The sequence below is a fragment of the Streptomyces sp. NPDC002092 genome (assembly GCF_053593775.1).
Genome location: NZ_JBSFDG010000009.1, coordinates 244091 through 269840 on the forward strand (window position 1 = coordinate 244091; position 25750 = coordinate 269840).

The 25750-nt window shown below is 70.5% G+C and carries 16 protein-coding genes; 10 read left to right on the plus strand and 6 right to left on the minus strand.

All coding sequences use genetic code 11. The annotated features are described in order from the left end of the window. Positions 1-44 precede the first annotated feature (44 nt). Entirely contained in the window at positions 45-1100 is a 1056-nt protein-coding gene (locus ACWCRD_RS22490) for a tartrate dehydrogenase (RefSeq protein ID WP_450967694.1), read from the plus strand. 245 nt (positions 1101-1345) lie between these two features. On the opposite strand, the gene ACWCRD_RS22495 is transcribed toward ACWCRD_RS22490, so the two are convergent. Together ACWCRD_RS22495 and ACWCRD_RS22500 are read right to left on the minus strand one after the other, a co-directional pair. Beyond that, a complete protein-coding gene (locus ACWCRD_RS22495; RefSeq protein ID WP_450967571.1) occupies positions 1346-2995 on the minus strand; it encodes a DHA2 family efflux MFS transporter permease subunit in 1650 nt (549 codons plus the stop codon). Positions 2996-3356: 361 nt separating this feature from the next. Then, positions 3357-3593, minus strand: a complete 237-nt coding sequence (locus ACWCRD_RS22500) for a hypothetical protein (RefSeq protein WP_450967572.1) — start codon at positions 3591-3593, stop codon at positions 3357-3359. A gap of 96 nt (positions 3594-3689) precedes the next feature. Here ACWCRD_RS22500 and ACWCRD_RS22505 point away from each other — a divergent pair, with 96 nt between their 5' ends. After that, positions 3690-4685: an Lrp/AsnC family transcriptional regulator gene (locus tag ACWCRD_RS22505; protein ID WP_450967573.1), complete on the plus strand. Its 996-nt coding sequence runs from the start codon at positions 3690-3692 to the stop codon at positions 4683-4685. Here the strand turns inward: ACWCRD_RS22505 and ACWCRD_RS22510 are convergent. From ACWCRD_RS22510 to ACWCRD_RS22520, 3 genes are all read right to left on the minus strand, one after another. Next, complete coding sequence (locus ACWCRD_RS22510) at positions 4669-4890, minus strand: class I SAM-dependent methyltransferase (RefSeq protein WP_450967574.1); 222 nt, start codon at positions 4888-4890, stop codon at positions 4669-4671. The genes ACWCRD_RS22505 and ACWCRD_RS22510 overlap by 17 nt on opposite strands. A gap of 174 nt (positions 4891-5064) precedes the next feature. Continuing rightward, positions 5065-5775 (minus strand): response regulator, encoded by a 711-nt coding sequence (locus ACWCRD_RS22515; RefSeq protein WP_450967575.1) that lies wholly within the window; start codon positions 5773-5775, stop codon positions 5065-5067. A gap of 347 nt (positions 5776-6122) precedes the next feature. After that, a complete protein-coding gene (locus tag ACWCRD_RS22520; protein ID WP_450967695.1) occupies positions 6123-7322 on the minus strand; it encodes a sensor histidine kinase in 1200 nt (399 codons plus the stop codon). A gap of 386 nt (positions 7323-7708) precedes the next feature. Here ACWCRD_RS22520 and ACWCRD_RS22525 point away from each other — a divergent pair, with 386 nt between their 5' ends. The 4 genes from ACWCRD_RS22525 (at position 7709) to ACWCRD_RS22540 (ending at position 17405) form a co-directional block, all read left to right on the plus strand. Beyond that, positions 7709-11104 (plus strand): S8 family serine peptidase, encoded by a 3396-nt coding sequence (locus tag ACWCRD_RS22525; RefSeq protein WP_450967576.1) that lies wholly within the window; start codon positions 7709-7711, stop codon positions 11102-11104. A gap of 168 nt (positions 11105-11272) precedes the next feature. Then, on the plus strand, positions 11273-15004 hold the full coding sequence (locus tag ACWCRD_RS22530) for an nSTAND1 domain-containing NTPase (protein WP_450967577.1): 3732 nt from the start codon (positions 11273-11275) through the stop codon (positions 15002-15004). Positions 15005-15129: 125 nt separating this feature from the next. Next, a complete protein-coding gene (locus ACWCRD_RS22535; RefSeq protein WP_450967578.1) occupies positions 15130-16560 on the plus strand; it encodes a polysaccharide deacetylase family protein in 1431 nt (476 codons plus the stop codon). 125 nt (positions 16561-16685) lie between these two features. Beyond that, positions 16686-17405 carry a response regulator transcription factor gene (locus ACWCRD_RS22540; RefSeq protein WP_450967579.1) on the plus strand — a complete coding sequence of 240 codons (720 nt, stop codon included), beginning with the start codon at positions 16686-16688 and terminating at the stop codon, positions 17403-17405. A 17-nt stretch (positions 17406-17422) separates the two neighbouring features. On the opposite strand, the gene ACWCRD_RS22545 is transcribed toward ACWCRD_RS22540, so the two are convergent. After that, positions 17423-18310, minus strand: a complete 888-nt coding sequence (locus ACWCRD_RS22545; RefSeq protein WP_450967580.1) for a hypothetical protein — start codon at positions 18308-18310, stop codon at positions 17423-17425. Positions 18311-18603: 293 nt separating this feature from the next. Between ACWCRD_RS22545 and ACWCRD_RS22550 the strand changes: the two genes are divergently transcribed. From ACWCRD_RS22550 to ACWCRD_RS22565, 4 genes are all read left to right on the plus strand, one after another. Continuing rightward, on the plus strand, positions 18604-20256 hold the full coding sequence (locus ACWCRD_RS22550; protein ID WP_450967581.1) for a subtype B tannase: 1653 nt from the start codon (positions 18604-18606) through the stop codon (positions 20254-20256). 562 nt (positions 20257-20818) lie between these two features. Beyond that, positions 20819-22159, plus strand: coding sequence for a jacalin-like lectin (locus ACWCRD_RS22555; protein ID WP_450967582.1), 1341 nt, complete (start codon positions 20819-20821; stop codon positions 22157-22159). Between the two features lie 184 nt (positions 22160-22343). Beyond that, a complete protein-coding gene (locus tag ACWCRD_RS22560) occupies positions 22344-23732 on the plus strand; it encodes a glycoside hydrolase family 43 protein (protein ID WP_450967583.1) in 1389 nt (462 codons plus the stop codon). A 20-nt stretch (positions 23733-23752) separates the two neighbouring features. Continuing rightward, the gene (locus ACWCRD_RS22565; RefSeq protein WP_450967584.1) at positions 23753-25750 is read left to right on the plus strand and encodes an RICIN domain-containing protein; all 1998 of its coding nucleotides are present in this window, start codon (positions 23753-23755) and stop codon (positions 25748-25750) included.

The window sequence follows — 25750 nt, forward strand, 5'->3', positions numbered from 1 at the left end:
CTTGGACAGCGTCGTGGGCTGATTGCTGCAATCGGCGCATGGCTATGACTCATCACGGCATCGCGCTGATCCCCGGCGACGGCATCGGAGCCGAGGTGCTCCCGCCCGCTCAGCGGGTCCTGGACACCGTCGGCGCCCGCCACGGCCTCGGTTTCTCCTACACCTCCTACGATTGGTCCTGCGAGCGGTACGTTCGCGAGGGCGCGATGATGCCCGCGGACGGGCTCGACCAGTTGCGCGGCAAGGATGCCATCCTGCTCGGCGCGGTTGGCTACCCGGGCGTGCCGGACCACATCTCGCTGTGGGGGCTGCTGATCCCGATCCGCCGCGGCTTCCGCCATTACGTCAACCTGCGGCCGATCCGCGTCTTCGAGGGCGTCGACAGCCCGCTGCGCACCGCAGCGGCCGGGGATGTGGATTTCGTCGTCGTACGCGAGAACGTCGAGGGCGAGTACAGCGAGATCGGCGGTCGCCTGAACCGGGGGCTCCCCGAGGAGATGGCCGTGCAGGAGGCGGTGTTCACCCGCGCCGGAGTCACCCGCGTCCTGGACCACGCCTTCACGCTGGCCGCACAGCGTGGCGGGCGGCTCACCTCGGCCACCAAGTCCAACGGCATCGTGCACACCATGCCGTTCTGGGACGAGCTGGTCGCCGAGCGCGGCGCCGCGCACCCGCAGGTGACCTGGGACCAGGAGCACATCGACGCCCTCGCGGCCAAATTCGTCCTCGACCCGGCCCGCTTCGACGTGGTCGTCGCCTCAAACTTGTTCGGCGACATCCTCAGCGATCTCGCCGCCGCCGTCGCCGGCTCCATCGGCATCGCACCGGCCGCCAACCTCAATCCGGAACGTGAGTTCCCCTCGATGTTCGAGCCGGTCCACGGCTCCGCCCCCGACATCGCCGGACGCGGCATCGCCAACCCGCTCGGCGCGATCTGGTCGGCCGCCCTGATGCTCGACCACCTCGGCCACCCCGAGGCGGCCAAGGACATCACCGACGCCATCGCCGCGGTACTCGCCAAGACCGACGTCCGCACCCCCGACCTCGGCGGCAATGCCACCACCACGGAGTTCACTCAGACGCTTCTGCAACTGCTCTGACCCAACCCGCAGAGCCTTGAGCGCTGGGACGACACCGCCCCGGGCCGCCCGCCGCGGAACGTCACAGGACACTCGCATCCGACAGCCGCCGATGGTGTGGACGGCGTGCCGGGTCATCACCCTGCTCGGTGCCCGCCACTGAGTCACCGCATACGGCATCCCGGACGCGGCACGGGGGCGGGGCATCGTCCGGGGCGGCGTGACCGGCCCGGGCAATGCCCCGCCCCCTCGCATGCATCGCCCGGTCAGCCGCGCCGTTGTCCCAGGGGCTGAGCAGGGCTCGCCGCCCGGGCGTTCTTGGCGGAGTCTTCCGGGCCGTGGCCGTGCTGCTGAGACGTATCTGCGGCCTTCGCCGCACCCCCTGCGGCCTGCCTGGGACGCCGCAGGAGGGTGACCGCGCACACGGCGGCGATCAGTACCAGCACCGCGGCCACGATGAGGCACAGCCGCATGCCGTCGATGAGAGAGTCGCCCAGGGCGCCGTAGACCTGTCCGGCGGTGGAGCCGAGGTTCATCCCGGCGACCGCGCCCAGGCCACCGTCCATGGCGGTGGCGACGATGGTGTGGGCCTGGGTGCCCGTCACACCGGCGTCGGCGAGGTGACCGGGCAGGGTGTGCACGGCGCGGGTGGACAGCAGGGCGCCCAGGACGGCCGGGCCGAGCGCGCCGCCGACCTGGCGGAAGGCGTTGTTGGCGGCCGAGGCCATGCCGGCCAGCTGGTGCGGCACGGCGGCGACGGCGGTGGCCGTCATCGGGGTGGTGACGAGGCCGAGGCCGACGCCCAGCACGATCAGGCGCCAGGCGATGGAGCCGTAGGAGGTGTCGGCATCGAGGTTGGTCATGGCCAGCAGGGACCCGGCGATCAGCACCAGCCCCCCGGTGATCATCCAGCGGGCCTGGACGCGGTGCATGAGGCGGCCGGCCGGGGCGCCGGCCACGATCGCGGCGACCGGGACCAGCAGCAGGCGGGCGCCTGCCTCCAGGGTGCCGAGCTGCTGGACCATGCCGAAGTACAGGCTGAGGACGAAGAAGAAGCCGATCAGCCCCAGGAAGGTGATCAGAGCGATGAGGGCGGTGGCGGTGAAGGCCGCGCTGCGGAAGACCGCCAGGTCCAGCATGGGGCTGGCGCTGCGCTTCTCCGCGACGACGAACGCGATCAGTGCGACGACGCCCAGTGCGAGGGCGGCGACCACCTTCGGCGTGGTGAAGGAGTCGGCGCCGCCCTCGATCACGCCGTAGACCAGGGCGGTGACGCCGACGGCGGCGGCGATCTGGCCGGGCCAGTCGAGCTTGCGTCCGTGCGGGGCGCGCGAGTCGGTCAGCAGCGGGGCGGCGACGGCCATCGCGACCAGCGAGAGGGGGATGGACAGCAGGTAGATCCAGCGCCATGAGTAGTGGTCGAGGATCACGCCGGCGATGACCGGGCCGACGGCCAGGGCCGCGAGCAGGGCCATGGCCCACATGCCGATGAACTTGCCGCGCTCGCGGAAGTCGGGCACCGCGTGGCTGATCAGCGCCAGCGTGGTGGGCAGCAGTGCGGCCGAGCCCAGGCCGGCCAGGGCCTGCCCGGCCCACAGGGTCTGGATGTTGTGTGCGCACAGGGCGAGAGCCGCGCCGGCCGCGCTGAAGAACAGCCCGGCCTGGAACACCTTCTTGCGGCCGTGGACGTCGCCGAAGACACCGGCGGTCAGGATGAACGCGGCCATGGGCAGGACGAACGCGTCCTGGACCCAGGACAGTTGCGCGGTCGAGGTGGTCAGCGCCCGCTGGATGGCGGGCAGGCTGACGGCAACCGTGGTGATCGGCAGATAGGCGACGAACACGCCGAGGCAGGCCATGACGACGGTGGCCGCCCGCCTGTCCGTCGACCCGATCGCCGGTGCGGTGACGTTCACGGAAATTCTCCGTTTTCTCCCGTACGGCGTGGTGCGCCGCAGTCGGTTGGGTGGGGAGGGATGGGTGGTGCTCAGGGGCTGCCATGCCGAAGTCGGCAGCCCCTGCCTGGGCGACGCAGCCGGTGGCGTCCTCCAGACGTAGGTTGGCGACAGCGCTCCGCCGTTTACGTCGCTGTCAGCCCGAACTCCGCCCGGTGCGCGGCCGGATGGGCCCGCAGCTCGGCTCGGGAACGAGCACGCTCGAATGGGGTGTCGAGCGGAAGGCGTCGGCGGTGAGGTCCACGGGGACGAATGCCTCTCTCGGGAAGTGGTACTGCCCTTGTGCGGTGGTGCCACCGACTCGCCGGCCGGCGCGGGCCGGTCAGGGAGCGACGGCGACGCCGCGCCGGGCAGCCCTCAGGAGAGCCGCCGCGGGCACCGGGGCCATGTCATCGATCACCCGCTGGATACGGGAGAGACCGGCCCGTGGGAGCGCCGTCCGATGGGACGGCGCCACGCCCGTCGCGGTGAGGTGCGTCATCAGGACGAAGCTGCCGATACAGACCGCCGCCGGCGCCAGCCGCGTACCCATGGGAGTCACGCCCTTTCTTTTGGACATGACCAGCATCCGCCTCGCAGCCCATAACTACGAAGCCAATTGCTGAAGACGAGCAGAAACCTCTATGCAGCTCCGAAGATGTGTCACACTCCACTCGTGATCGACGATGTGGACATGAAAATCCTCCACGCCCTCCAGTGCGCACCCCGTCTCTCGTTCCGGCACATCGCCGAAGTGACCGGCGTGTCGGAGCAGACGGCCGCCCGCCGCTACCACGCCCTGCGCCGCAGCGGGGTGATGCGCGTGGTCGGCCTGGTCAACCCGGCCGTCCACGGCAAGGCGCAGTGGGTGGCCCGCATCCGCTCCCGCCCCGACCGGGTCGGGCCCCTGGCGGACTCCCTGGCCAAGCGGCCGGACATCGCCTACGCCAACCTGGCTTCCGGCGGCTCGGAGATCATCTGCATGATCCGCTCCACCGTCGAGGCAGACCGCGACGACATCCTCCTGCGCCAACTGCCCCGCTCCGCCTCGGTCCTGGACGTCAGCATCGACCTCCTCCTGCACCCCTTCGGCGAGACCGGCACCAGCGAATGGACCGCCTACGGCGACGGCCTCACCCTCGAACAGGTACGGCAACTCACGTCCGACCGGCCAACCGTCCCCGCCGGCCCACTGCGGCCCCCTACGGACGAGGACGCCCCCCTGCTGGAAGCCCTCGCCGAGGACGGCCGCACCACCCACACCCGCCTCGCCGAGCTCACCGGCTGGTCCAACGCCCGCGTCGCCCGCCGCCTGGAGGCCCTGGAGACCTCGGGCACGCTCTTCTACGACGTGGAACTACTGCCCGAGCGCCTCGGCCACACCCTCAACGCCACCCTCTGGCTGCGGGTCTCCCCCGCCCGCCTCGAACACGCCGGCGAGGCGCTCGCGCGGCACGCCGAGGTCGCCTTCGCTGGTGCCATCAGCGGGCACCACAACCTGATGGTCAGCGTCATCTGCCGCGACGCCGAGCACTTCTACCGCTACCTCACCACCAGCGTCGCCGCCATCGACGGCATCGACGCCTACGAGGTCAGCATCCGCGTCCGCCGTCTCAAACAGGCGGCCTCACTCATCTTCCACGGCCGCCTGGTCCCTACGGCATCCGCGTAGGAGCCCGCAGCGTGCTCGTGCCCCGGGCGGGGCGGACGCCTCGGCCCAGATCACTCGATTCGGGTTCGGCGGCACGGGGGAGGTGTCGTTGCGTGCGACGTGGTCCACGATGTCGTACGAGTATCAGGTGGCCGGTGCCGTTGTCCTTCAGTGCCTGGAGGATCCAGGTGGTGGACCAGCCGAGGAAGGTGCCGATCTGTACCACCGTCTCCGGGCGGGTCTCACGCAGCAGGAAGTGATCTCCGACTCAAGGCCGTCGAGTTGGGCTTTCAGCGAGGTCGGCGGCGCGAGCAGTTCCCGCTGCTTCTCGCGGGCCCGGTCGAGATCGTGAGCGTAGATGCGATGAGGCACACGTCGCAGCCAGGTGCCGACTCCGGTGTCACACCCGGGTATCAGGGGCCTGGGACAGGCTGGGACATCCCCCCGGGGCGACCAGCCCCGACTCGTAGGCCAGGACGACGAGTTGGGTCCGGTCGCGGGCACCGAGTTTGGTGAGAAGCCGGGTCATGTGGGTCTTGACCGTCTGCTCGGCCACCACGAGACTCGCGGCGATCTCCGCGTTCGACAGGCCCTGCGCCACCAGGAGCAGAACCTCCGTCTCCCGTGGCGTGAGGCCGTTCAGTCGGAGCCGGGGGTCCCGGCGGGGGGTGGGGCGGCGCCGGGCCACGTCCTCGATGAGGCGTCGGGTGACGGAGGGGGCGAGCAGCGCCTCACCGGCGGCGATCACCCGCACCGCCTGCACGAGTTCGGCGACCGGGGCGTCCTTCAGAAGGAAGCCGCTGGCCCCGGCGTGCAGGGCCTCGTACACGTAGTCGTCGATGTCGAAGGTGGTCAGCATGAGCACCTTGGGGCGGTGCACCACACCGGGCGGCGGATCCAGCAGCTGTCGGGCTGCCTCCAGCCCGTCCATCTCCGGCATCCGTACGTCCATCAGCACCACGTCGGGATGCGTGCTGCGGCTGACCTCGATGCCGAGCCGGCCGTTGGGCGCCTCCCCCACGACGTCGATGTCGCTCTGCGCCGACAGCAACGCCGCGAATCCCGAACGCACCATGTCCTGGTCGTCAACGACGACCACCCGGATAGCCATGCACATCTCTCCTGCCCCTGTCACCTGACGAGCTTCCAATCTCCCCTCGTGGCAAGGGCTGCCGCCTCGGTCGAACGGCCATGAGCAACCGGCCCGGACGGGCTGGGGCTCGGCCGAACGGCGGATGACGGGACGTCACGAGCCCCCGGCGCCGGTCGGGACGTGGTCCTCTCCGCCCGGGACAACGGCAGCCCGGATTCTGCAGTCGGCGGGCCGGGCAAGTAACGAACCGCACCGTGACGTCGCGGGTCTCACCCGACTACCGGCTCCGGCCGGCGGTCTCTTTCACGGCGGCGCCGGCGGCCGCGCTCCTGCTCTCTACGGCGTGGCAGAGCGTGCCACAAAGGTCACGACGGCGGCTTCTCCATCGGCAGCTTCGCCGTGACCTCCCAGCCCCGGCGGTCGGGGCGGGGTCCCGTGCGCAGCTTGCCGCCGAGCGCGGTGACCCGTTCGGTCAGCCCGACCAGGCCGAAGCCGCCGCCGCGCGCGGCCTGGGGGAGCCGGGTGCCGCCACGGCCGTCGTCGCGCACCGTGACCTCCAACACACGGCCGTCGTAGGCCAGGCCGACCAGCACCTCGGTGGCGTCCGCGGCGTGCCGCCGCACGTTGGTCAGGGCCTCCTGGACGACCCGGTAAGCGGCGGCCTGCATCTCATGGGGCAGCCCATCGGGCACCGAGGGATCACGGCGCAACACGGCCTTGGGGCCGACGGGCCCGGCGAAGCCTTCCACCAGCTCGGGCAGCGCGGCCAGATCGCCCGTCGGGTTGCGGTCGGTGTCACCGGCCTCCGGCGCCTCGCGCATCAGGCCGACCGTGCGACGCATGGAGGCGAGGGCTTCCGTGGCGGAGCGTTCGACGTCCTTCAGGATCCCGGCCAGGCGCTCGGGGTCACCCATGGCAAGGAGCTGGGCCACCTGCGTCTGCACCAGGATCCCGGTGACGTGGTGAGCCACGAAGTCGTGCAGGTCGGCGGCCATGGCCAGGCGTTCGGCCCGCTGGGTCTCGGTGACAGCCACGCGCCGGCGGTGGTCCAGGGCGCGCAGGTACCCGCCGAGTCCGGCGACCACGCCGGCCAGCAGCAGCATTCCGAACGGATTGACCGATGAATGGCCAGGGGCCTGTCTGTAAGGCAGCCCCATCATCGCGGCACCGTCCAGAACACCGCATGCCACCGCCCACGGCACAGGGCAGTCACGCACCGCGATCAGGAGCAGGCACAGCAGGATCGCGAGTTCGCCGGGTCCGGACAGCGCCTCCCTGCCGGACAGGAACACGGCAGCCGTCACAGCGCCGGAGAGGACCGCGGGCACGGCGGTGCGGACCACCGTGGTGAGCCACTCCGGCCGCCGGGCGGCGGGCCACAGGAGCGCCGCCAAACCGATCGGAAGCACCACCAGCTGAGGCCACCACAAACCGCCGTCGGCGCCGGCCAACAGCACGTCCCCGCCTGCCGCCAACAGCAGAAGGACGATGCCGAACGTTCTCAGAAGGCCCCGCCGACGGCTGGCCGTTGCGGGAGACGCACCGATGGCGCGCACGCTGCTCAGGAGATCCACGGCGCGACCCTAATCCCTTCATCGGCACAGCCGGGTCAGCCGAAAGGCCACCTTCCGCGACGTAGCGGGCCGCGCCCACCGGCCGAACGGCCGAGATCGCGCGCGAACAGACGTCTCCCCCGATTTTTCACTGCCCGAGAGGGGCTACTGACCAATTCCCAGGAGACCAAGACTCGTTCACGGCCGACGGTACTGCACCGCCGACGGCTCACGCGGCCCAGGTTCACACCCCCCTTGTGTGGGCCCGGGCCGCCGGTGCGCCCGCGCGGACGGGCCTCATCCGCGACCATCCACCCACCTGACTTACGGGGAAGCGAGACAGCACATTGCGCAACAAGCACAGCCGGACACGGAAGAGGTTGACGGCACGGGGTGCCGTGTACGGGATACCGGCCGTGGTGGCGGTGGCCGGGCTCACGGCCACCGTCGTCACCCCGGCGGCAGCGGGCTCGTCGGCGAACCTTGCGGCCTCAGCGGCGAGCGGGTCGGCCCGGGCCGGCGTCCACGTGACGCTGGTGACCGGTGACACCGTGAGCATGGACGGCACGGGCCGGGTGACCGGTGTGCGGCGCGGCACGGGCCGCGGGCACATCGGTTTCTCGATACGGCGGTTCGCGGGCCACACCTACGTCGTCCCGCAGGACGCGACCCGGCTGCTGGACAGCGGGCGGCTGGACCGTCGCCTGTTCGACATCACGCAGCTCGTCAAGGACGGCTACGACGACGCCCATCGCAAGCAGGTGCCGCTGATCGTCTCCTACCGGGGCGGCAGTGGCACCCAGACCGGGGCCCGACGTGCCCTGGCAGCCGCCGACGCCGACGTCGAGCGGGTGCTGCCCGCTGTCCGCGGGGTGGCACTGGCCGCCGACAAGCCGGACATCGGCGACGTGTGGCGGGCGCTGACCGACCCGGTCGCCGACCACACCGCCGTGGCCGCAGCACCCGGCATCGACCGGGTGTGGCTCGACGGACGGATCAAGGTGGCCGCCCAGGACGGCGACGCGCCCGATCCCGAGGGCGGTGTCGCGCAGATCGGTGCCCCCGCGGCCTGGAAGCAGGGCTACGACGGCAAGGGCGTGAAGGTCGCCGTCCTGGACACCGGCGTCGACGCCACCCACCCTGATCTCAAGGGCAGCATCCTCAAGACCAAGGACTTCGCCGGATCAGACACCGGCTCCGGTTCCGGCTCGACCGACGACAGGCAGGGCCACGGCACGCACGTCGCCTCCACCATCGTCGGCTCCGGTGCGGAAAGCCACGGCAAGTACAAGGGTGTGGCGCCCGGTGCGAAGCTGCTGGTCGGCAAGGTCATGGACGACACCGGCGTCGGATCCGACTCATCGATCATCGCCGGTATGCAGTGGGCCGTGGCACAGGGCGCCAAGGTCGTCAGCATGAGCCTGGGCGACACCGACACCCCCGGGGTGGACCCCCTGGAGAAGGCCGTGAACACCCTGTCGGCCTCTTCTCACGCCCTGTTCGTGGTCGCCGCGGGCAACGACGGCCCCTCCGACACCACGGTCGGCACTCCGGGCTCGGCCGCGTCGGCCTTGACCGTCGCCGCGGTGGACCGGCACGACGAGGTCGCCTACTTCTCCAGCCGCGGTCCGACCGCGGACGGCGCGCTGAAGCCGGATATCGCCGCGCCCGGTGTCGACATCGTTGCCGCGCGGGCCGCCCACGGCAGCGAGGGCGAGGAGGTGGCGCCCGGGTACGTGAAGATGTCCGGCACCTCCATGGCCACCCCGCACGTCGCGGGCGCCGCCGCGATCCTCGCCCAGGAGCACCCGGACTGGACCGGCGAGCGGATCAAGGCCGCGCTGACCGCCTCGGCAAAGCCGCTGACCGGCACCACCGCGTACGAGGTCGGGGCGGGCCGGGTCGACCTGAACCGGGCGACCGGCGCCGACGTCACCACCGAGCCGTCCTCCGTCGGCTTCGGCACCGCCACCTGGCCGCACGACGACGACCAGCCGACGACCCGGTCGCTGACGTACCGCAACTCGGGCACGAAGCCCGTCACCCTGGACCTGACCTCCGACGTCACCGACCCCGGCGGCGGCAGCGCACCCGTCAGCATGTTCACGGTCTCCCCGGCCCGGCTGACCGTCCCGGCCGGCGGAACCGCGCAGGCCACGGTCACCGCCGACACGCGGCTCGGCGGCGTCGACGGCGCCTACTCCGGCGCGGTGACCGCGACCGGCGGCGGACAGAGGGTGCGCACCGCTCTGGGCGTCGTCCGTGAGGTGGAGTCGCACAAGCTGAAGCTGACCGTCACCCGCCGCGACGGCAAGCGCGACGACGCGCCCAGCGTCATCGTGGCGAACCTGGACACCGGCAAGCAGTACACGCCGTTCGACGACGGCAAGAACCATCCCGACGGCACGGTCACCCTGCGGCTGCCCAAGGGCCACTATGTGATCGACGCCCAGACCACCGACCCGCGGGGGAAGACCGCCCTTCTGGTGGCACCCCGCCTGACGCTCGACCATGACGCCAGCCTCACCCTCGACGGGCGCAGGGCCAAGCCGGTGAAGATCACCGCCCCCGACCGCCGGGCCACTGCGCGCGACGCGCAGGTCCTCTTCGCGGCCCGCGGCGCCAAGCCGGCCTACGACTACGTCGGCGGAAACCTCGTCGACGCCGGTGACACCGCCCTCGGCCAGATCGGCTCCGGCACCCCGGCCGGCTCCTTCGTCGCCCAGTTCGGCGGGATCTGGCAGCGCACCGCCACCTCCCCGGCGTACAACCTGGTCACCACCCGTACCGGCTCCTTCTTCACCGGCCTGAACCGCACCTTTTCCACCACCCGGGACATGGCCCGAGTGAACACCTCCGTCGCGACCACCCTGACCGGCGCCGACACCACGCCCCAGGTGAACTGGTCCATCCCCGACTGGCCGCAGCTCGGCCGGGCGTCCGTCGCCTTGGCAGGATCCCGGCGCCCGGCGCCGACCGCCTCCATCGTGCAGTTCCTGAGCACCGACCGCGGGCTGCGCTGGAACCTGGGCGCCGTGATCGGCAACGGATCGCACAACGAGGACACGTTCAACTTCCTCACCGACCGCCGTTTCGAGCCGGGCCACACCTACCGGGTCACGTTCGGCGGCGGTGTCCACGGGCCGGCCATCGCACCGGCCTCCGGAACCGGCGCCAAACGGCTCGGCGGGTTCTACTACGTGTGCGTGCCGATGTTCTCCGACGGCCCGGGCAACCTGGCCTACCTCCCTCAGGCCACCATCACCACCCGGCTCAGCTCCGGCTCCCGGGTCTTCACCTCCACCACCGACGACACCTGCCTGAGCACCTACGGCGGCCTGCCCGCCGGACCGACCCGCTACCGGCTGTCCATCAGCACCGAGCGCGGCAAGGACTACCGGACCAGCGACCACGTGGACGCGGTGTGGACCTTCACCTCCCGCGACAACGGCGAGACCAAGGGGGTCCCCTTCCCCCTCTCCGTCGTCCGCTTCCACCCGAAGCTGAGCCTGACCGACACCGCCAAGGCAGGCGCCCGCGTCACGGTGCCGCTCTCGCTGCAGGGTCCGGCCGCTGCCAAGGGCCACCTGAAGTCGCTGACCGTGCGCGTGTCGTACGACGGCGGCCGCACCTGGAAGACGGTCACCGTCCACACGGACCACTCCGGCAAGCGGTATCTGACCCTCACCCACCCGAAGAAGCCCGGCACGGTCTCCTTCCGGGCGGCCCTGACCGACACCGACGGCAACACCGCCACCCAGACCGTCCACTCGGCGTACCGCACTGTGCGCTAGCCATCCGGACAGCTGCACGCCGTGTCTCCGGCCGTACCGGTCGGAGACACGGCGGTGTCGTGCGTCGGCCCCGTGTCCGCAGAATGGGCCGCAATTGCCTCGAATCGGCGGCCGAACGTAGGTTGGCGGCGATCACTGGTGTGTTTGCAGGTCGAAAGGTACGGCCCGGTGGGACGACGCGAAAAACCGGTGGACCCCGAAGCCGGACCCGTACAGAGGCTCGCGCACGACCTGCGTCTGCTCCGCGAGAAGGCGGGAAAGCCGCCGTACCGGGAGATGGCCGCGCGGGCGGGCTACTCGACGACCGCCCTGTCCCAGGCGGCGGCCGGCGACCAGTTGCCCTCGCTCGCGCTGGTGCGGGCGTACGTCCAGGTGCTGGACGCCGATCCCGACGAGTGGGAGCGGCGCTGGCGGGAGGCGGACGCCGAGGTCCGGGCGCCCGCTGCCGAGGAGCGGGCGCCCTACCGGGGGCTTGCCCGCTTCGAACCGGGCGACAGTGATCTCTTCTTCGGCCGGGAAAAGCAGGTCAGAGAGCTGCTGGGCCTGGTACGCGCGCACCGGTTCGCGGTCGTGTCGGGCCCCTCCGGCAGCGGCAAGTCGTCGCTGCTGCGGGCCGGGCTGATTCCGGCGCTGCGGCAGGCGCAGGGCGCCGACCGCCCGGCGGTGATCCGAGTGCTCACCCCTGGTGAACAGCCCGCGCGAGCGCACGAGCAGGCGCTCGTCGCGAAGGACGGAGGGGACGGCGAGGACGGCGGCCCGGACACCTGGGTGATCGTCGACCAGTTCGAGGAGCTGTTCACCCTCTGCCATGACCGCGCGGAACGCGACCGCTTCCTGGACCTGCTGCTGTCCGCCCGCGAGCCCGCGAGCCGGCTGCGCGTGGCCATCGCCGTACGCGGCGACTTCTACGGCCACTGCGGCACCCACCCGCAACTGGCCGAGGCGGTCGGCCGGGCGACCCTGCTGATCGGGCCGATGGGCCGGGAGGAGCTGCGGGACGTGATCACGCGGCCCGCGACCGCCGAGGGCCTGAACGTCGAGCGCACACTGACCGCCCGTGTCATCGACGAGGTCACCGACCAGCCGGGCGCCCTGCCGATGCTCTCGCACGCCCTGCTGGAGACCTGGCGCCGACGCCGCGGCCGTACCCTCACCCTGGCCGCGTACGAGGAGGCCGGCGGCGTGCGCGGGGCGATCGCCGCGACCGCCGAGCAGGTCTACGGCGACCTCGCGCCGGAGCAGGCCCGCACCGCCCGCCGCATCCTGCTGCGGCTGATCGCCCCCGGCGACGGCGCCGCCGACACGCGCCGCCCGGCGTCCCGGGCCGAGCTCGGGCCCGACTCGCAGGACGTACTGGAACGCCTCACCGCCGCCCGGCTGGTCACCCTGGACGGCGACACCGTCGAACTGGCCCACGAGGTGCTGATCACCGGCTGGCCACGGCTGGCGGGCTGGATCGAGGAGGGCCGGGAGCGGCTGCGCGCGCAGCGGCTGCTTGGCGAGTCGGGCCACGCCTGGGAGCAACTGGACCGGGATGCCGGAGTGCTGTACCGGGGGGCGCGGCTGGCCCAGGCCGAGGAGCTGTTCGGCGGGAGCTCGCAGGACGACCTCGCCGAGCTGGAGCGGGCCTTTCTCGCCGCCTCGCGGGCCGCGCGCGACGGCGAGCGTGCGGGCGAGGCACGGGCCGCCCGCCGTACTCGCGTGCTCACCGCGGGCCTGTCCGCGTTCCTGGTGCTCGCGCTGGCCACGGGCCTGCTGGCCTGGCAGCGTGGCCGGACGAGCGAGGAGGAGGCGGCCAAGGCGGCCGCCCGCCGCCTGGCCACGGTGGCCGCCGGCCTGCGCTCCGACGACCCCCGCACGGCCGCCCGGCTCTCCGTCGCCGCCTGGCGGCTCGCCCCGCTGACCGAGTCCCGCTCGGCCCTGCTGGAAGCCCTCGCCCGGCCGGAGCGGGACGCCTTCACCGACCCGCAGACGGGTGAGAACATCCGGCGCTTCCTCACCGGTCAAGGTCGCTCCCTGGTCACCGTCACGGGCGGCAGGGTGACCGTCCGGAACGTGGCCGACCACCGCGTCACCGCCACCTATCGTCTGCCCGCCGGCACGGAGGTCGCCGAGGGCGGCCCCGACGGCCGCTTCCTCGTGGTCATCGGTCAGGACGGCAACCAGCTGTGGAACCTCACCTCGGGCAGGACCGTCGCCGACCTGGGCGACACGGTGGACTGGGCGCCTGACGGCAGCGCTTACGTCACGGGGCCGACGGACGGCACCGGTTCGGTGCGCGTGCACCGGGTCGGCGACGGCAAGACGCTGTTCACCACGGACATGTCGCGTGCCCTCACCGCCGCCGCGGTCGGCCCGGGCGGCCGTCTCCTCGCCCTGTGCACGGCCGGCGGCACACCCCAGGTGTGGGACACCGTCCACGGCAGGAAGCTGACGGGGGCCTGGGAGAAGGCACGCAGCGGCGTCTGCGGTACCGGTACGGGAGCGGACGGCGGCTCGCGGCTGCTGCGGTTCAGCGCGGACGGCCGGCGCCTGGCCGCTGCCCTGGGAAACACGTCCACGGTCTGGAACATCTCCGGCGGGCGAGAGGTCGCCGACTTCGCCAGCGCCGGTACCACCGGCTTCACGGACGCCGCCCTCTCCCCGGACGGGGAGTTCCTGGCCACGGCCGACGGCGAGGAGATCGCCGTGTGGCGGCTGGCCAATGGCGGCGGACAGGTCTTCCACACGCCGCTGGCCGGCGCCGAGGTGAGGGGCCTGGCCTGGGATCCGGACACGAGCCGCCGGACACTGCGCTATCTGGACGGCGCCACGGTCCGCACGTACGACGTGAGCGACCGCCTGGACGCCCACTGGCAGCGCACGCCGGCCGACGCGACCGCGCTCAGCCCGGACGGCTCCGTCCTGGCCACCGCCACCCGCTCCGGCACCGGCTACCGCTTCGAACTGCGTACCACAGGCACCCGAGCCCTCCTCGCCCGCACCACCCTCGGCCCCCTGCCGACCGACTCCGGCGACGGCTCCCCTCAGTTGGCCTACAGCCCGGACGGCCGCTTCCTCGCCGTCGCCGACACCGTTTCCTCGCACGGCTCCGTGCGGCAGCGCTTCAGCATCTGGGACGTGCGTGCGCACCGGGTCCGTACCTCGTTCGAGACGTCCGGCGCGGCGGACCGCACCGTCTACGCGCTAACTGTCGGCCCGGGCGGCCGGACGCTGCTGGCCGCACGCTCCGCAGGCGGCGACAGTACGGCCGAGGTCTGGGACACTCGCAGCCACCGCCGGACGGCCACCCTGAAGACCGTCTACCAGGGCAGTCTCGCGCTGCGGCCCGACGGGCGGCTGCTCGCCGACTCCGGCAACGAGTACACGGCGCTGCCGTCCGGTCGCGTGCACAGGCACGCTCTGGCCGACGGCCGGCAGGTCACCGCGCTGGCCTTCAGTCCCGACGGCACCCGACTCGCCGTCGGCGACTCCACCGGGCACGTGACGCTGTGGGACGGCGACCTGCGCCACCGCCTCGGCCTACTGACCGGCACCTCCGACACGACCCCCGGCAGCGAAGCGGAGGCCGTGGGCGCGCTCGCCTTCTCCCCCGACGGCTCCACCCTCGCCGTGGGCGGCCAGTACGGCACCCTGCGTCTGTGGGACACCGCCGGGCAGCAACTCCTCGTCACCGACCTGCCCACCGCCCGCGACGAGATCGACACCCTCGCCTTCACCCGCGACGGCTCCACCCTGTACGCCGGTGGCCCGGACGTGCTGCTGCAGGGCTACCCCGTCGCCCCGGACGACATCGCCCGCGTCCTGTGTTCCCGGGCCGGGGGCGGACTCACCGGCGCGCAGTGGCGGACGTACGTGCCCGACGTGTCGTACCGACAGGTGTGCCCCGCTGCACGGTAAGTGACGACGGACGTGGAGGGCCGGGAAGGTTTTTTTGTTCGCAGTGACTGCGACGGTCGCTGAAAAATATCCCTGACCTGCAGGATCGGACCCCGATAAGCCCCCGATCCCAGGTTCTGGTCCTCATGCGCACACATCTTGTCGTCCCCTCTCTCCTCCTGCTCGGCTCGCTCTGCGCGACGTCGGCATGCTCGTCCGGATCCTCCGGGACGGCGAGTTCGACGACCGCCGGAGCACGGCCCGGCTCGTCCTCCACCGTCTCCTCGGTGCGGTCGGTGGACCCCTCGAAGATCAAGGGCCTGCAGCTCGTCACCGACAACAGCGAGAGCGCCTCCTGCGCGTGGGCCACCAGCTACCCGGACGTCCCCGGCGCGAGCACGATGACCGACGCGATGAAGAAGTACGTGGAGGAGCGCCTGGAGACCTTCCGCTCCGCGTGTCAGGGCGACGACCATCGCGAACTCAACATCAGCCACCAGTTCCTGGTCGCCTCGGGGGACGTCCTCGGCGTGCGGCTCACCACCCTGGACGGTGCCGCCGCAGGGAGCGGACTGTCCAGTGGCACATATTGGTACGACGGGAAGGTCGGCGCGTATCGCACCGCACTCGCACTCGTCGCGGACGGTTCCAGGGACGCCTTCGTCACCGCCCTGAAGAACCAGCTCAAGGGGCGGGAGGGCACGGATGCGGACACGGTGGATGAGGCGTTCGCCGACCGGTCCGACCTCACGGCCATCCTCGACGACATGGCCTTCACCCCGGACGGCGGGCTGCGGGTGGCCTTCGACCAGGGCGCTGTCGGCGCCCCCGCCGCCGGCTCGTATCTCGTGACCCTCCCCAAGGCGACGGTCACCCCCTGGCTGTCGGCGTTCGGCAGGCGCGCACAGCACCAGACCGTCCAGCCGTCCCGCTCTCTCGACCTCGGGGCGACGAGCACGCCGGCGGCCGCCGCGCCGGCCCATACGGCATCCGGCGACGACGAAACCGACTGCAAGCGGGTCCGCTGCATCGCCCTGACCTTCGACGACGGTCCCGCCGCTCCGGAGACCGCGACCCTGCTGACGTACCTTGCGCAGTACAACGCGCGGGCCACCTTCTTCACAGTCGGCCAGAACGTGGTCGCCCACCCGGACCTGGTGCGTGCCGAGGCACGGGCCGGCAACGAGGTGGGCAACCACTCATGGAACCACCCCGACCTGACCAAGCTCAGCGCCGAGCAGGTGGCCTACCAGCTGAACCGCACGAACGCCGCGATCAAGGCCGCCACGGGCAAGGCCCCCACCCTCTTCCGCCCGCCTTACGGCGCCGTCAACAGTGCCGTGCGCGGTGCCACCACCCTCTCCCCGGTGCTGTGGACCCTGGACACCGAGGACTGGAAGTACCCCGACGCCACGAAGGTCGCCCAGTCCGTCATCGGCAAGGTGAAGCGCAACGACGTCGTCCTCATGCACGACATCCACCCCACCTCGGTCGCGGCGGTCCCCGAGATCCTGCGCACCCTCAGCGCCCGCGGCTACCACTTCGTCACCGTGAGCCATCTGCGCGCCAGGATGTGACCACCGCCGAGAGCTCCTCCGCACGTCGTCGCCTCGACCCGCCCTTACGTCCTGTCACGGAGTTGTCACACCTTGCTCGCCTGCACAACGTGCACCACACCTCGCGGAATGAGGTCTTCCACGACGTGAAGACGCACAGTTCCTCCAGACCGCCCCGCGTGCTCATCGTGGACGCCGACAACGGTGCGCGACCGCTGCTGACGAGGCTGCGTGAGCTCGGCTTCGACGTGTACGCGGCCGGTCGCGGCGAGGACGCCGTCCCACTCGGCGTCGCCGTACGCCCCGACGTCGTCATCCTCGAGGTGATCCTGCCGGACGGCGACGGCTTCGAGACCTACCGCGCCCTGCGCGGCGCCGACGTCGACGCGCCCCTTCTATTCCTCACTGCCCAGGACCGGACCGAGGCCAAGGTGCGCGGGCTGATGATGGGCGCCGACGACTACGTCACCAAGCCCTTCGCGCTGGAGGAGGTGGTCGCCCGGGTCCATGTGCTGCTGCGGCGCGGGCGCGCCCTCGACTGCCGGCTGTTGCGCGCCGGGGACGTGACGCTGGATCCGGGAACCCGCGAGGTGTGGCGGGACGGCAGGGAAGTCGCCCTGTCGTGCCGGGAGTTCGACCTGCTCGCCTTCCTGATGAACAACGCCGGCCAGGTCGCCACCAAGGCGCAAATCCTCGACCGGGTCTGGCGGTCGGACTTCCACGGCGAGTCCGGCGTGGTGGAGACCTACGTCTACTACCTGCGGCGCAAGCTGGGCGACCGCGACCAGTCGCTGATCAGGACCGTACGCGGCGTCGGCTATCTGATGGCGCGGGATGCGGGTCACCGGGCGCGGTCGGCCCGGTGACCCGCGCAGGGCCGCCACTAGCAGCTGCCGGCCTTGTCACGGATGACGAAGTCCATGGCGGGGGTGCCGTCGCTGTTGACGACATCCGCGTAGGTGTCGACCCAGTAGCCGTACGACCAGATGCGGTCGTAGCCACGCCCGCGCCAGCTGTGGACCACCGTGCCGACCTCGGACTGGCCGTCGCTCCAGTTGTAGTTCTGGACGTGGAACACCGGGTTGACCCGGACGGTCCGCTTCAGCGGGCGGGCGTTGATGTAGCCCTTGCGGCCGTGCGGGGGGTTGACGGTGACCGTGCGGCCCAGCGTGTGGGTCTTGGACCAGGACCAGGAGTAGCTGGCGCTGAAGCCGATCTCGGAGGAGAGCTGGTCGAGGAGCTTCAAGGAGAGCTTCGTGTTGACGCCGATCGACACGGAGGCACCGCGGGTGGTCGCGTAGGACTCGTTGACGGACAGGCCTGCCCCGCCGCTCCCGCAGTTGGTCACCGAGTCGTTGGAGATCTGGCGCTCCTTGTCGTACCAGGTCCAGGTGGACGACTTCGGGAACTCGCAGTTGCCGGTCACGGCCTCCCAGCCGTTCGTGAGCGCCCAGTGGGAGCCGCGCGGCGCCGTGCTGTTCAAGTACCGGGAGTCACCGGCGGCGAGGTGGTAGTACGGCGACTTCCCGTACGCCGTGCTGCTGGGGACGATCTCACCGGTGTTGATGTTGAAGACGAAGGACTTGTCGGCGCCGCTCATGTCGCCGCACATCTTGGACAGCAGGGTGTCGGTGTTGAAGGGCTCCTTGCCGCGGATGTTGATGCCGGACGGCGGATTGGCGCTGGCCGTGGGGGCGGTGGCGACCACGCCGGCGACGGCGGTGACGACGGCCGCGCAGGCCGTCACGTAGCGCTTGATGGTGTTGGTCACTCGTCTCTCGCTTCTGTGCCCTGGGGGTCGTGGACCGCGGGTTCCGACTGGAGGGGAGCGTGGGTCGGGTCCCGGCGCTGTGCACCAGGGAACAGAGCGTGGCTCAAAGCGGCATCACAGCTGGATCAGAGCCTGATCAGAAACGCGGCGCGCTTGTTGTCGAGTCGTTTCTGAGGGTTTCCCGGGAGCCGGCTACGCATGCCCTGTGAGAGTCAGCGAAATCGTTGACGATAATGTCGCCCGACGTCTACGTTCACGCCTGCCCACCCCCACGGTACGAAAGAGGCAGATCAGTGAAGCGCAGGACGGTACTCAAGACGGCGACGCTCGGCACGGCCGCGGCCTCGGCACTTCCGGTGCTCTCCGGTTGTTCGAACGACGGCGACTCGAGCAGCAAGAGCGCCTCGCTCACGTTCGACAAGGACGCCTACAAGACCAAGACCAAGACCGTTTCCACGGCGGACGGCGACAAGAAGGTCACCTACCGCCTCTGGGAGGCGATCACGTACGTGACCAAGCCCGTGGACGAGAAGTACCAGAGCCTCAACGTCATGATGCCTGTGAAGATCGGGGACAAGGAGATCGACGCCTCCGGCGCCCCGATCCTCCTGGACAACGCCATCGCCGGTTACATGTCCTCGTCCGTGACCGGCGGCAGCGGCGGCGCCATGGGCGGGGGCGGCGCGGCCCCAGGCGGCGGTGCCGCCCCCAGCGGTGCCCCGGGTGGCGGCGGTGGCATGCCCAGTGGGGCCGCGCCGAGCGGCGGGGCGGCTCCCGGCGGTGCTATGCCGAGCGGCGCGGCAGGCGGCGCCCCGAGCGGGGGCACGCAGCCCAGCGGCGGCATGACGGGCGGCGGTCAGATGATCGGCAACGGCGACCTCGCCCTCGCGGCGGGTTACGTCGTCGTCCAACCCGGCGCCCGCGGCCGTGACAACGAGAAGGACGGCAAGTACTACGGCAAGGCGCCGGCCGTGATCGTCGACCTCAAGGCCGCGGTGCGCTACATCCGCCACAACAAGGGACGCATCCCGGGCAACACGGACTGGATCGTCTCCTCCGGCACGAGTGCAGGCGGGGCCATGTCCGCGCTGCTCGGCGCCTCCGGCGACAGCCCGCTCTACGACGCACACCTCAAGGAGATCGGCGCGGCCGACGCCAGCGACGCGATCTTCGCGAGCGCCGACTGGTGCCCGATCACCGACCTCGACCACGCCGACATGGCCTACGAGTGGATGTACGGCGGCGCGGAGATGGGCGGCAAGACCGTCGACCAGGCCGTCTCCAAGGCACTCCAATCCCAGTTCGCCGAGTACCAGGCATCCCTCAACCTCAAGGGCGAGAACGGTTTCGGCACCCTAACGGCCCGCAACTACGACGCCTACCTGCTGAAGACGTACCTGGAGCCCGCCGCAACGAAGTACCTGAAGGCCCTGTCGGACACCAAGCGCACCGCCTATCTGAAGGAACAGCCCTGGATCACCTGGTCCGGCGGCAAAGCGACCTTCACCTGGGGCAAGTTCGTCGCGCACGTGGGGCGAAGCAAGAGCGTACCGGCGTTCGACGCCTTCGACACCTCGGCCGCCGAGAACATCGAGTTCGGCGACGAGTCCACCAACGCCCGGCACTTCACGCTCTACAGCCTGCGCCACGCGACCGGGAAGTCCAGTGCACGGCTGGACAGCGACCTCCCCGAGAAGATCACGCTGATGAACCCGATGCACTTCATCGCGCAGAAGAACGCCGCACGTTCGAAGAACTGGTGGATCCGCGTAGGCACCAGCGACACCGCCACGTCGCTCACGGTCGTCGGCAACCTCGCCGCGAGCCTGAAGAACCTCGGCGACAACGTCAACGCGCTCATGTACTGGGACGGTGGTCACGGCGCCAACGAGGACCCGGACGACTTCATCAAGTGGATCGGGCAGATCACCGGCTACGCGAAGTGACTCGCCAACGCACCGCAGAAGCAGGGTACTGACGGTGCTGCCACTCGCCTCCTACGGTCCATCCGGCAAAGCGAACGAGGTTCGGCATATGGCATGAAACGCAGAGAAGGACAGCTCTCTGCTGAGGCGAGAAGGACGAGCCGCACCTGCCTTTCCCGCCCGTTCTTCGCCGCCCGCACCGACACCTGCTGATCCGCTCACCGTCGAGGCCGGCGCCCCCGGCACCATAACGGACCTCTCCGTCGGGTTCGGAGCCACCGACCAGGCCGGGGCGGCAACCGTCAGGACGGCGTGGTGGATGGCATCGGTGACGCCCACGCCGACACGTCTTCGGCAGTTGGGCCGGTGGGCCAGGGCGAGATGGACGGCGGTGATGTGGTCGGCGGCGGTGCGGCTGAGGCTTCATGAGGGCGGGAGGTCGATGGCGAGGTCCCGAACTGCCTTTGCCCGGCGTCAGATTCCTTTGAATGCACGCCAAACTCTCGACAAGTCCGGGGTAACCGGCGGTAACTTCTGCCTGTCCCCGGCACAACCGCTTTCCCTCCCCAGGAGACACACCCCCATGCGCAGACTCCTCGCCTGCCTGGCGGCGGCCGCCGCCTCCCTCGGCGGGCTCACCGCGGCCGCCCCCTCCGCGGCGGCCGCCGACTCGGGCACCTTCAGCGTCCTCAGCTACAACATCGCGGGCCTGCCAGAGAGCCTCTCCAGCGCCTCGACACCGCGCGACACCAGCACCACGGCGATCGGCCAGCGGATCGCGCCGTACGACATCGTCCATGTCGAGGAGGACTTCAACTACCACGCCTACCTCTACGCCGGCGACACCACGCACGCCTACCGCACCCCGACCAGCGGGGGCGCGGGCATCGGCAGCGGGCTGAACACGCTCTCCAAGGTCCCCTACGACGAGGATGACTTCGAGCGGGTGAAGTGGAATTCCTGCCAGATCGACTCGGGCGACTGCCTGACCCCCAAGGGCTTCACCTTCATGCGCGAGCGCCTCGCCGAGGGCGTCTACGTCGACTTCTACAACCTGCACACCAACGCCGGCACCAACGACGGCGACGAGGCCTCCCGCGCCGACAACCTCAACCAGCTCACCGCGTTCATCCAGACCCACTCCGCCGGCAACGCCGTCGTGGTCATGGGCGACACCAACACCCGCTACACCCGGGCCGCCGACACCATCGCCGAGTTCGGCGCGGCCAACGGGCTCACCGACGCCTGGGTCCAGCTGATCCGCGGCGGCAGCGCGCCGGCCAAGGGCAGCGACGCGCTGGTCTGCGACCAGACCGGGGCGACCGTCCCCAACACCTGCGAGGTCGTCGACAAGGTCCTCTACCGCAGCAGCAAACTCGTCTCCCTCAACGCGACCTCGTACAACAACGAGCACGCCAAGTTCCTCACCGACGACGGCCTGATGCTCTCCGACCACGACCCGATCACCGTCGGCTTCTCCTGGTCCCGCAACTCCGCCTTCCAGCTCAGCGACCAGTTCGGCGGACCGCACGGCGACTACTACAACGACATCGACAGCGTCCCGGCCGGCGCCCGCGCCACCACCATCGCCCTGCGCTCCGGCTCCCGCGTCGACCAGATGAGCGTCACCCTGGCGAACGGCACCACGCTCGCCCACGGCGGCACCGGCGGCACCGCTTCGTCCCTCACCCTGGGCAGCGGCGAGTACGTGACCAGCACCCAGCTCTGCGAGGGCAGCTACAACGACCACACGCGGATCTTCTACGCCAAGTTCACGACCAACCTCGGCCGCACCCTGGCCGGTGGCACCTCCACCTCCGACTGCGTCACCCGCACCGCCCCCAGCGGCTGGCAGCTCGCCGGTTTCCACGGCCGCTCCGGCGACGAGGTCGACAAGATCGGCTTCATCTACACCCAGCGCTGACCGACCCGCCCCGGGGCACGCGACCGGACGCCCTGGGGCGCACAGAAATCACAAAAGAATGACAGGACGATTGACGCGAACATGACCAGGCCTTAATTTCCGGCCGATCCGCCGAACTGGGTTCGACATACCGATCGAACCTTTCCTCGTAGATGAAGGCCCCGCACACCCTCTTGGAGCACATATGACTCCCCTCCCCCTGCCCTCACGCCGGCACTTCCTCGGCATGGCCGCCGCCGCTCCCCTGGCCGTGTCCGGCGTGCTCACCCTGGGCGCCGGCACCGCCCGTGCCGCCGACTCCGCCTACGCGATGTGCTACTTCACCGAGTCGACCAGCCTCGGCGAGGGCACCGACTACGGCCTCCATCTCGCTGTCAGCACCGACTCGTTGAACTGGATGCCGCTCAACCAGAACAACCCCCTGGTCACGCCCACCGAGGGCGACCTCGGCCTGCGCGACCCGTTCATCCTGCGCAAGCAGGACGGCACCTTCGTGGTCATCGCCACCGACCTCAAGGGCACCGACTGGACCTACGTCAGCCAGTACATCCACGTCTGGTACTCCACCGACCTGCGCACCTTCACCGGCTACCACCGCCTCAAGCTGCACGACATGGACACCCACTGCTGGGCGCCCGAGGCGTTCTGGGACGCGGGCCGCGGCCAGTACGCGGTGATCTACTCGGCCGTCAACTCCAGCGGCCACAACGTCATCATGGTCAACTACACGACCGACTTCCTCACCGCGTCCGAACCCCAGGTGTTCTTCGACCCCGGCTACGACGTGATCGACGGCGACATGGCCGTGGGCGTCGGCGGCTACAACTACCTCTACTTCAAGAAGAACGAGACGCTCGTCGGCGCGAGATCCACTTCCCTCGACCCCGGCAGCTTCACCGAGTTCACCACCGGCGTCGCGCACGGCGGCACCGAGGCACCCACCCTCGTCAAGTCCCTGGCCTCCGCCACCTGGTACCTGTGGGGCGACACCTACACCCCCAACGGCGTCTTCTACGCCTGGCAGAGCAGCAACCTGGCCGCCGGCACCTGGACGGCCCTCGACCAGAAGACCTACACCCAGCCGCTCAACTCCAAGCACTGCGGTATCACGGCCATCAGATCGACCGAGTACGACAACCTCGTCGCCCAGTGGGGCGCACCCACCTGGAACCGGCTCAAGTCCTACAACTACCCGGCCCGTTACGTGCGCCACTACGACTTCGCCGGCCGGATCGACGAGTACCCCATCGACCCGCCCAGCGACTCCCAGTGGACGCTCGTCCCGGGTCTCGCCGACCCAGCCGGGGTCTCCTTCCAGTCGGTCAACTACCCGACCCGCTACCTGCGCCACTACGACTACCAGCTCCAACTCGACATCGACGACGGCACGTCGACGTTCGCCGCGGACGCCACGTTCTACCGGACGGCGGGCCTGGCTGACGTGAGCTGGGCGTCGTTCCGGTCCTACAACTTCCCGACCCGCTACATCCGCCACTCGAACTATGTCCTGCGCATCGACCCGATCTCCACGACCACCGACCAGCAGGACGCGACCTTCCGCGTCGGCTACTGACCAGGGAAGGCCACCCCTCCATGTCATGTGCCACCGCCCGAAGATGCGCCGCCCGTGTCACCGCACGCGTCCTCGCCCTCTGTCTCGCCCTGGCCGGACTGGCGGCCCTGGACCGCCGCGGGCCGGCACCGCTGTCCGCCGAACCGACCGCCATCAGCACCACCCAGACCGGCGTGACTCCGCCGCCGATGGGCTGGGCCTCCTGGAACAGCTTCGCCAGCAGCATCGACTCCTCCGTCATCACGCAGCAGACCGACGCGCTCGTCTCCTCCGGCATGGCTGCGGCCGGATACCAGTACGTCAATCTCGACGACGGCTGGTGGCAGGGCGACCGCAACTCCGACGGCAGCATCGCCGTCGACGCGGCACTGTGGCCGGACGGCATGAAGGCCGTCGCCGACTACATCCACAGCAAGGGCCTCAAGGCCGGCATCTACACCGACGCCGGCAAGAACGGCTGCGGCTACTACTACCCCACCACTCGCCCGGCCGCCCCGAAGACCGGTATGGAGGGCCACTACCAGCAGGACCTGGAGACCTTCCAGAAGTGGGGCTTCGACTACGTCAAGATCGACTGGTGCGGCGGCCAGGCAGAAGGCCTCGACCAGGAGACCACGTACAAGCAGATCGCCGCCGCCAACGAGGCCGCCACCGCGGTCACCGGGCACAAGCTCGTGCTGTCCTTCTGCGAGTGGGGCAGCGGACTGCCCTGGAACTGGGCGACCGGCTACGGCGACCTGTGGCGCACCAGCACCGACGTCATCCTGTGGGGCGCCGCCCCCACCACGGCCAAGATGCTCACCAACTTCGACCGGGCCCTGCACCCGGCCGCCCAGCACACCGGCTACTACAACGACCCCGACATGCTGATGACCGGCATGAGCGGCCTGAGTGCCGCCCAGAACCGGCTGCACATGGGCTTGTGGGCGATCTCCGGCGCCCCGCTGCTGGCGGGCAACAACCTCGCCACCATGAGCACCACCACCCGCGACATCCTCACCAACCCCGACATGATCGCCATCGACCAGGACCCGCGCGGGCTGCAGGGCGTCAAGGTCGCCGAGGACACCCGCAACCTTCAGGTGTACGCCAAGGTCCTCGCGGGCACGGGCAAACGCGCGGTGCTGCTGCTCAACCGCACCGGCTCCGACGCGTCCATGACGGTCCGCTGGGCCGACCTGGGCCTCACCTCGGCCGCCGCCTCCGTACGCGACGTGTGGAGCGGCACCAACGCCGGTTCGTTCGCGACGGGTTACACCACCACCGTGCCCGCGAACGACGCCGTCCTGCTCACCGTCTCCGGCACCGAGGCGTCCGGCGCGACGTACGAGGACACCACCACGGCCGCCACGCCCGCCTTCACCGGCGTCACCGCGACCTCGGCCGGCACCAAGCTGGTCGACGTCACCTACGCCAACGGCGGCAGCACGGCACGCAAGGCGACCATCCAGGTGGGCGGCCAGTACACGTACGTGGTCTCCTTCCCGCCGACGGGCTCGTCATCGACGTATCGGACCGTGTCCGTACTCGCTCACCTGGCCAAGGGCACGAACACCGTGCACTTCGCGACTGTTTCCGGCAGCACCGCGCCCGACATCGACGCCATCCGCGTCCAGGACATCCCCGGCACCGACGGCACCGCTCTGGTCGGCGCCGCCTCCAACCGCTGCGTGGACATCGAGAAGAACACCATCACCGACGCCACCCAGGCGGAGATCTGGGACTGCGCCGGCGGGCAGAACCAGACCTTCACGCACACCGCACGCGACGAACTCGTCGTCTACGGCAACAAGTGCCTGGACGCCGACGGCGAGGGCACCGCCAACGGCACCAAGGTCATCATCTGGGACTGCACCGGCGGCACCAACCAGAAGTGGACCATCCACTCCGACGGCACCGTCACCAACAACCTGTCCGGCCTCTGCCTGGACGCCTCGGAGGCGGCGACCACCAACGGCACCAAGCTGGCCCTGTGGACCTGCAACGGCCAGACCAACCAGAAATGGGCCCTCGACTGA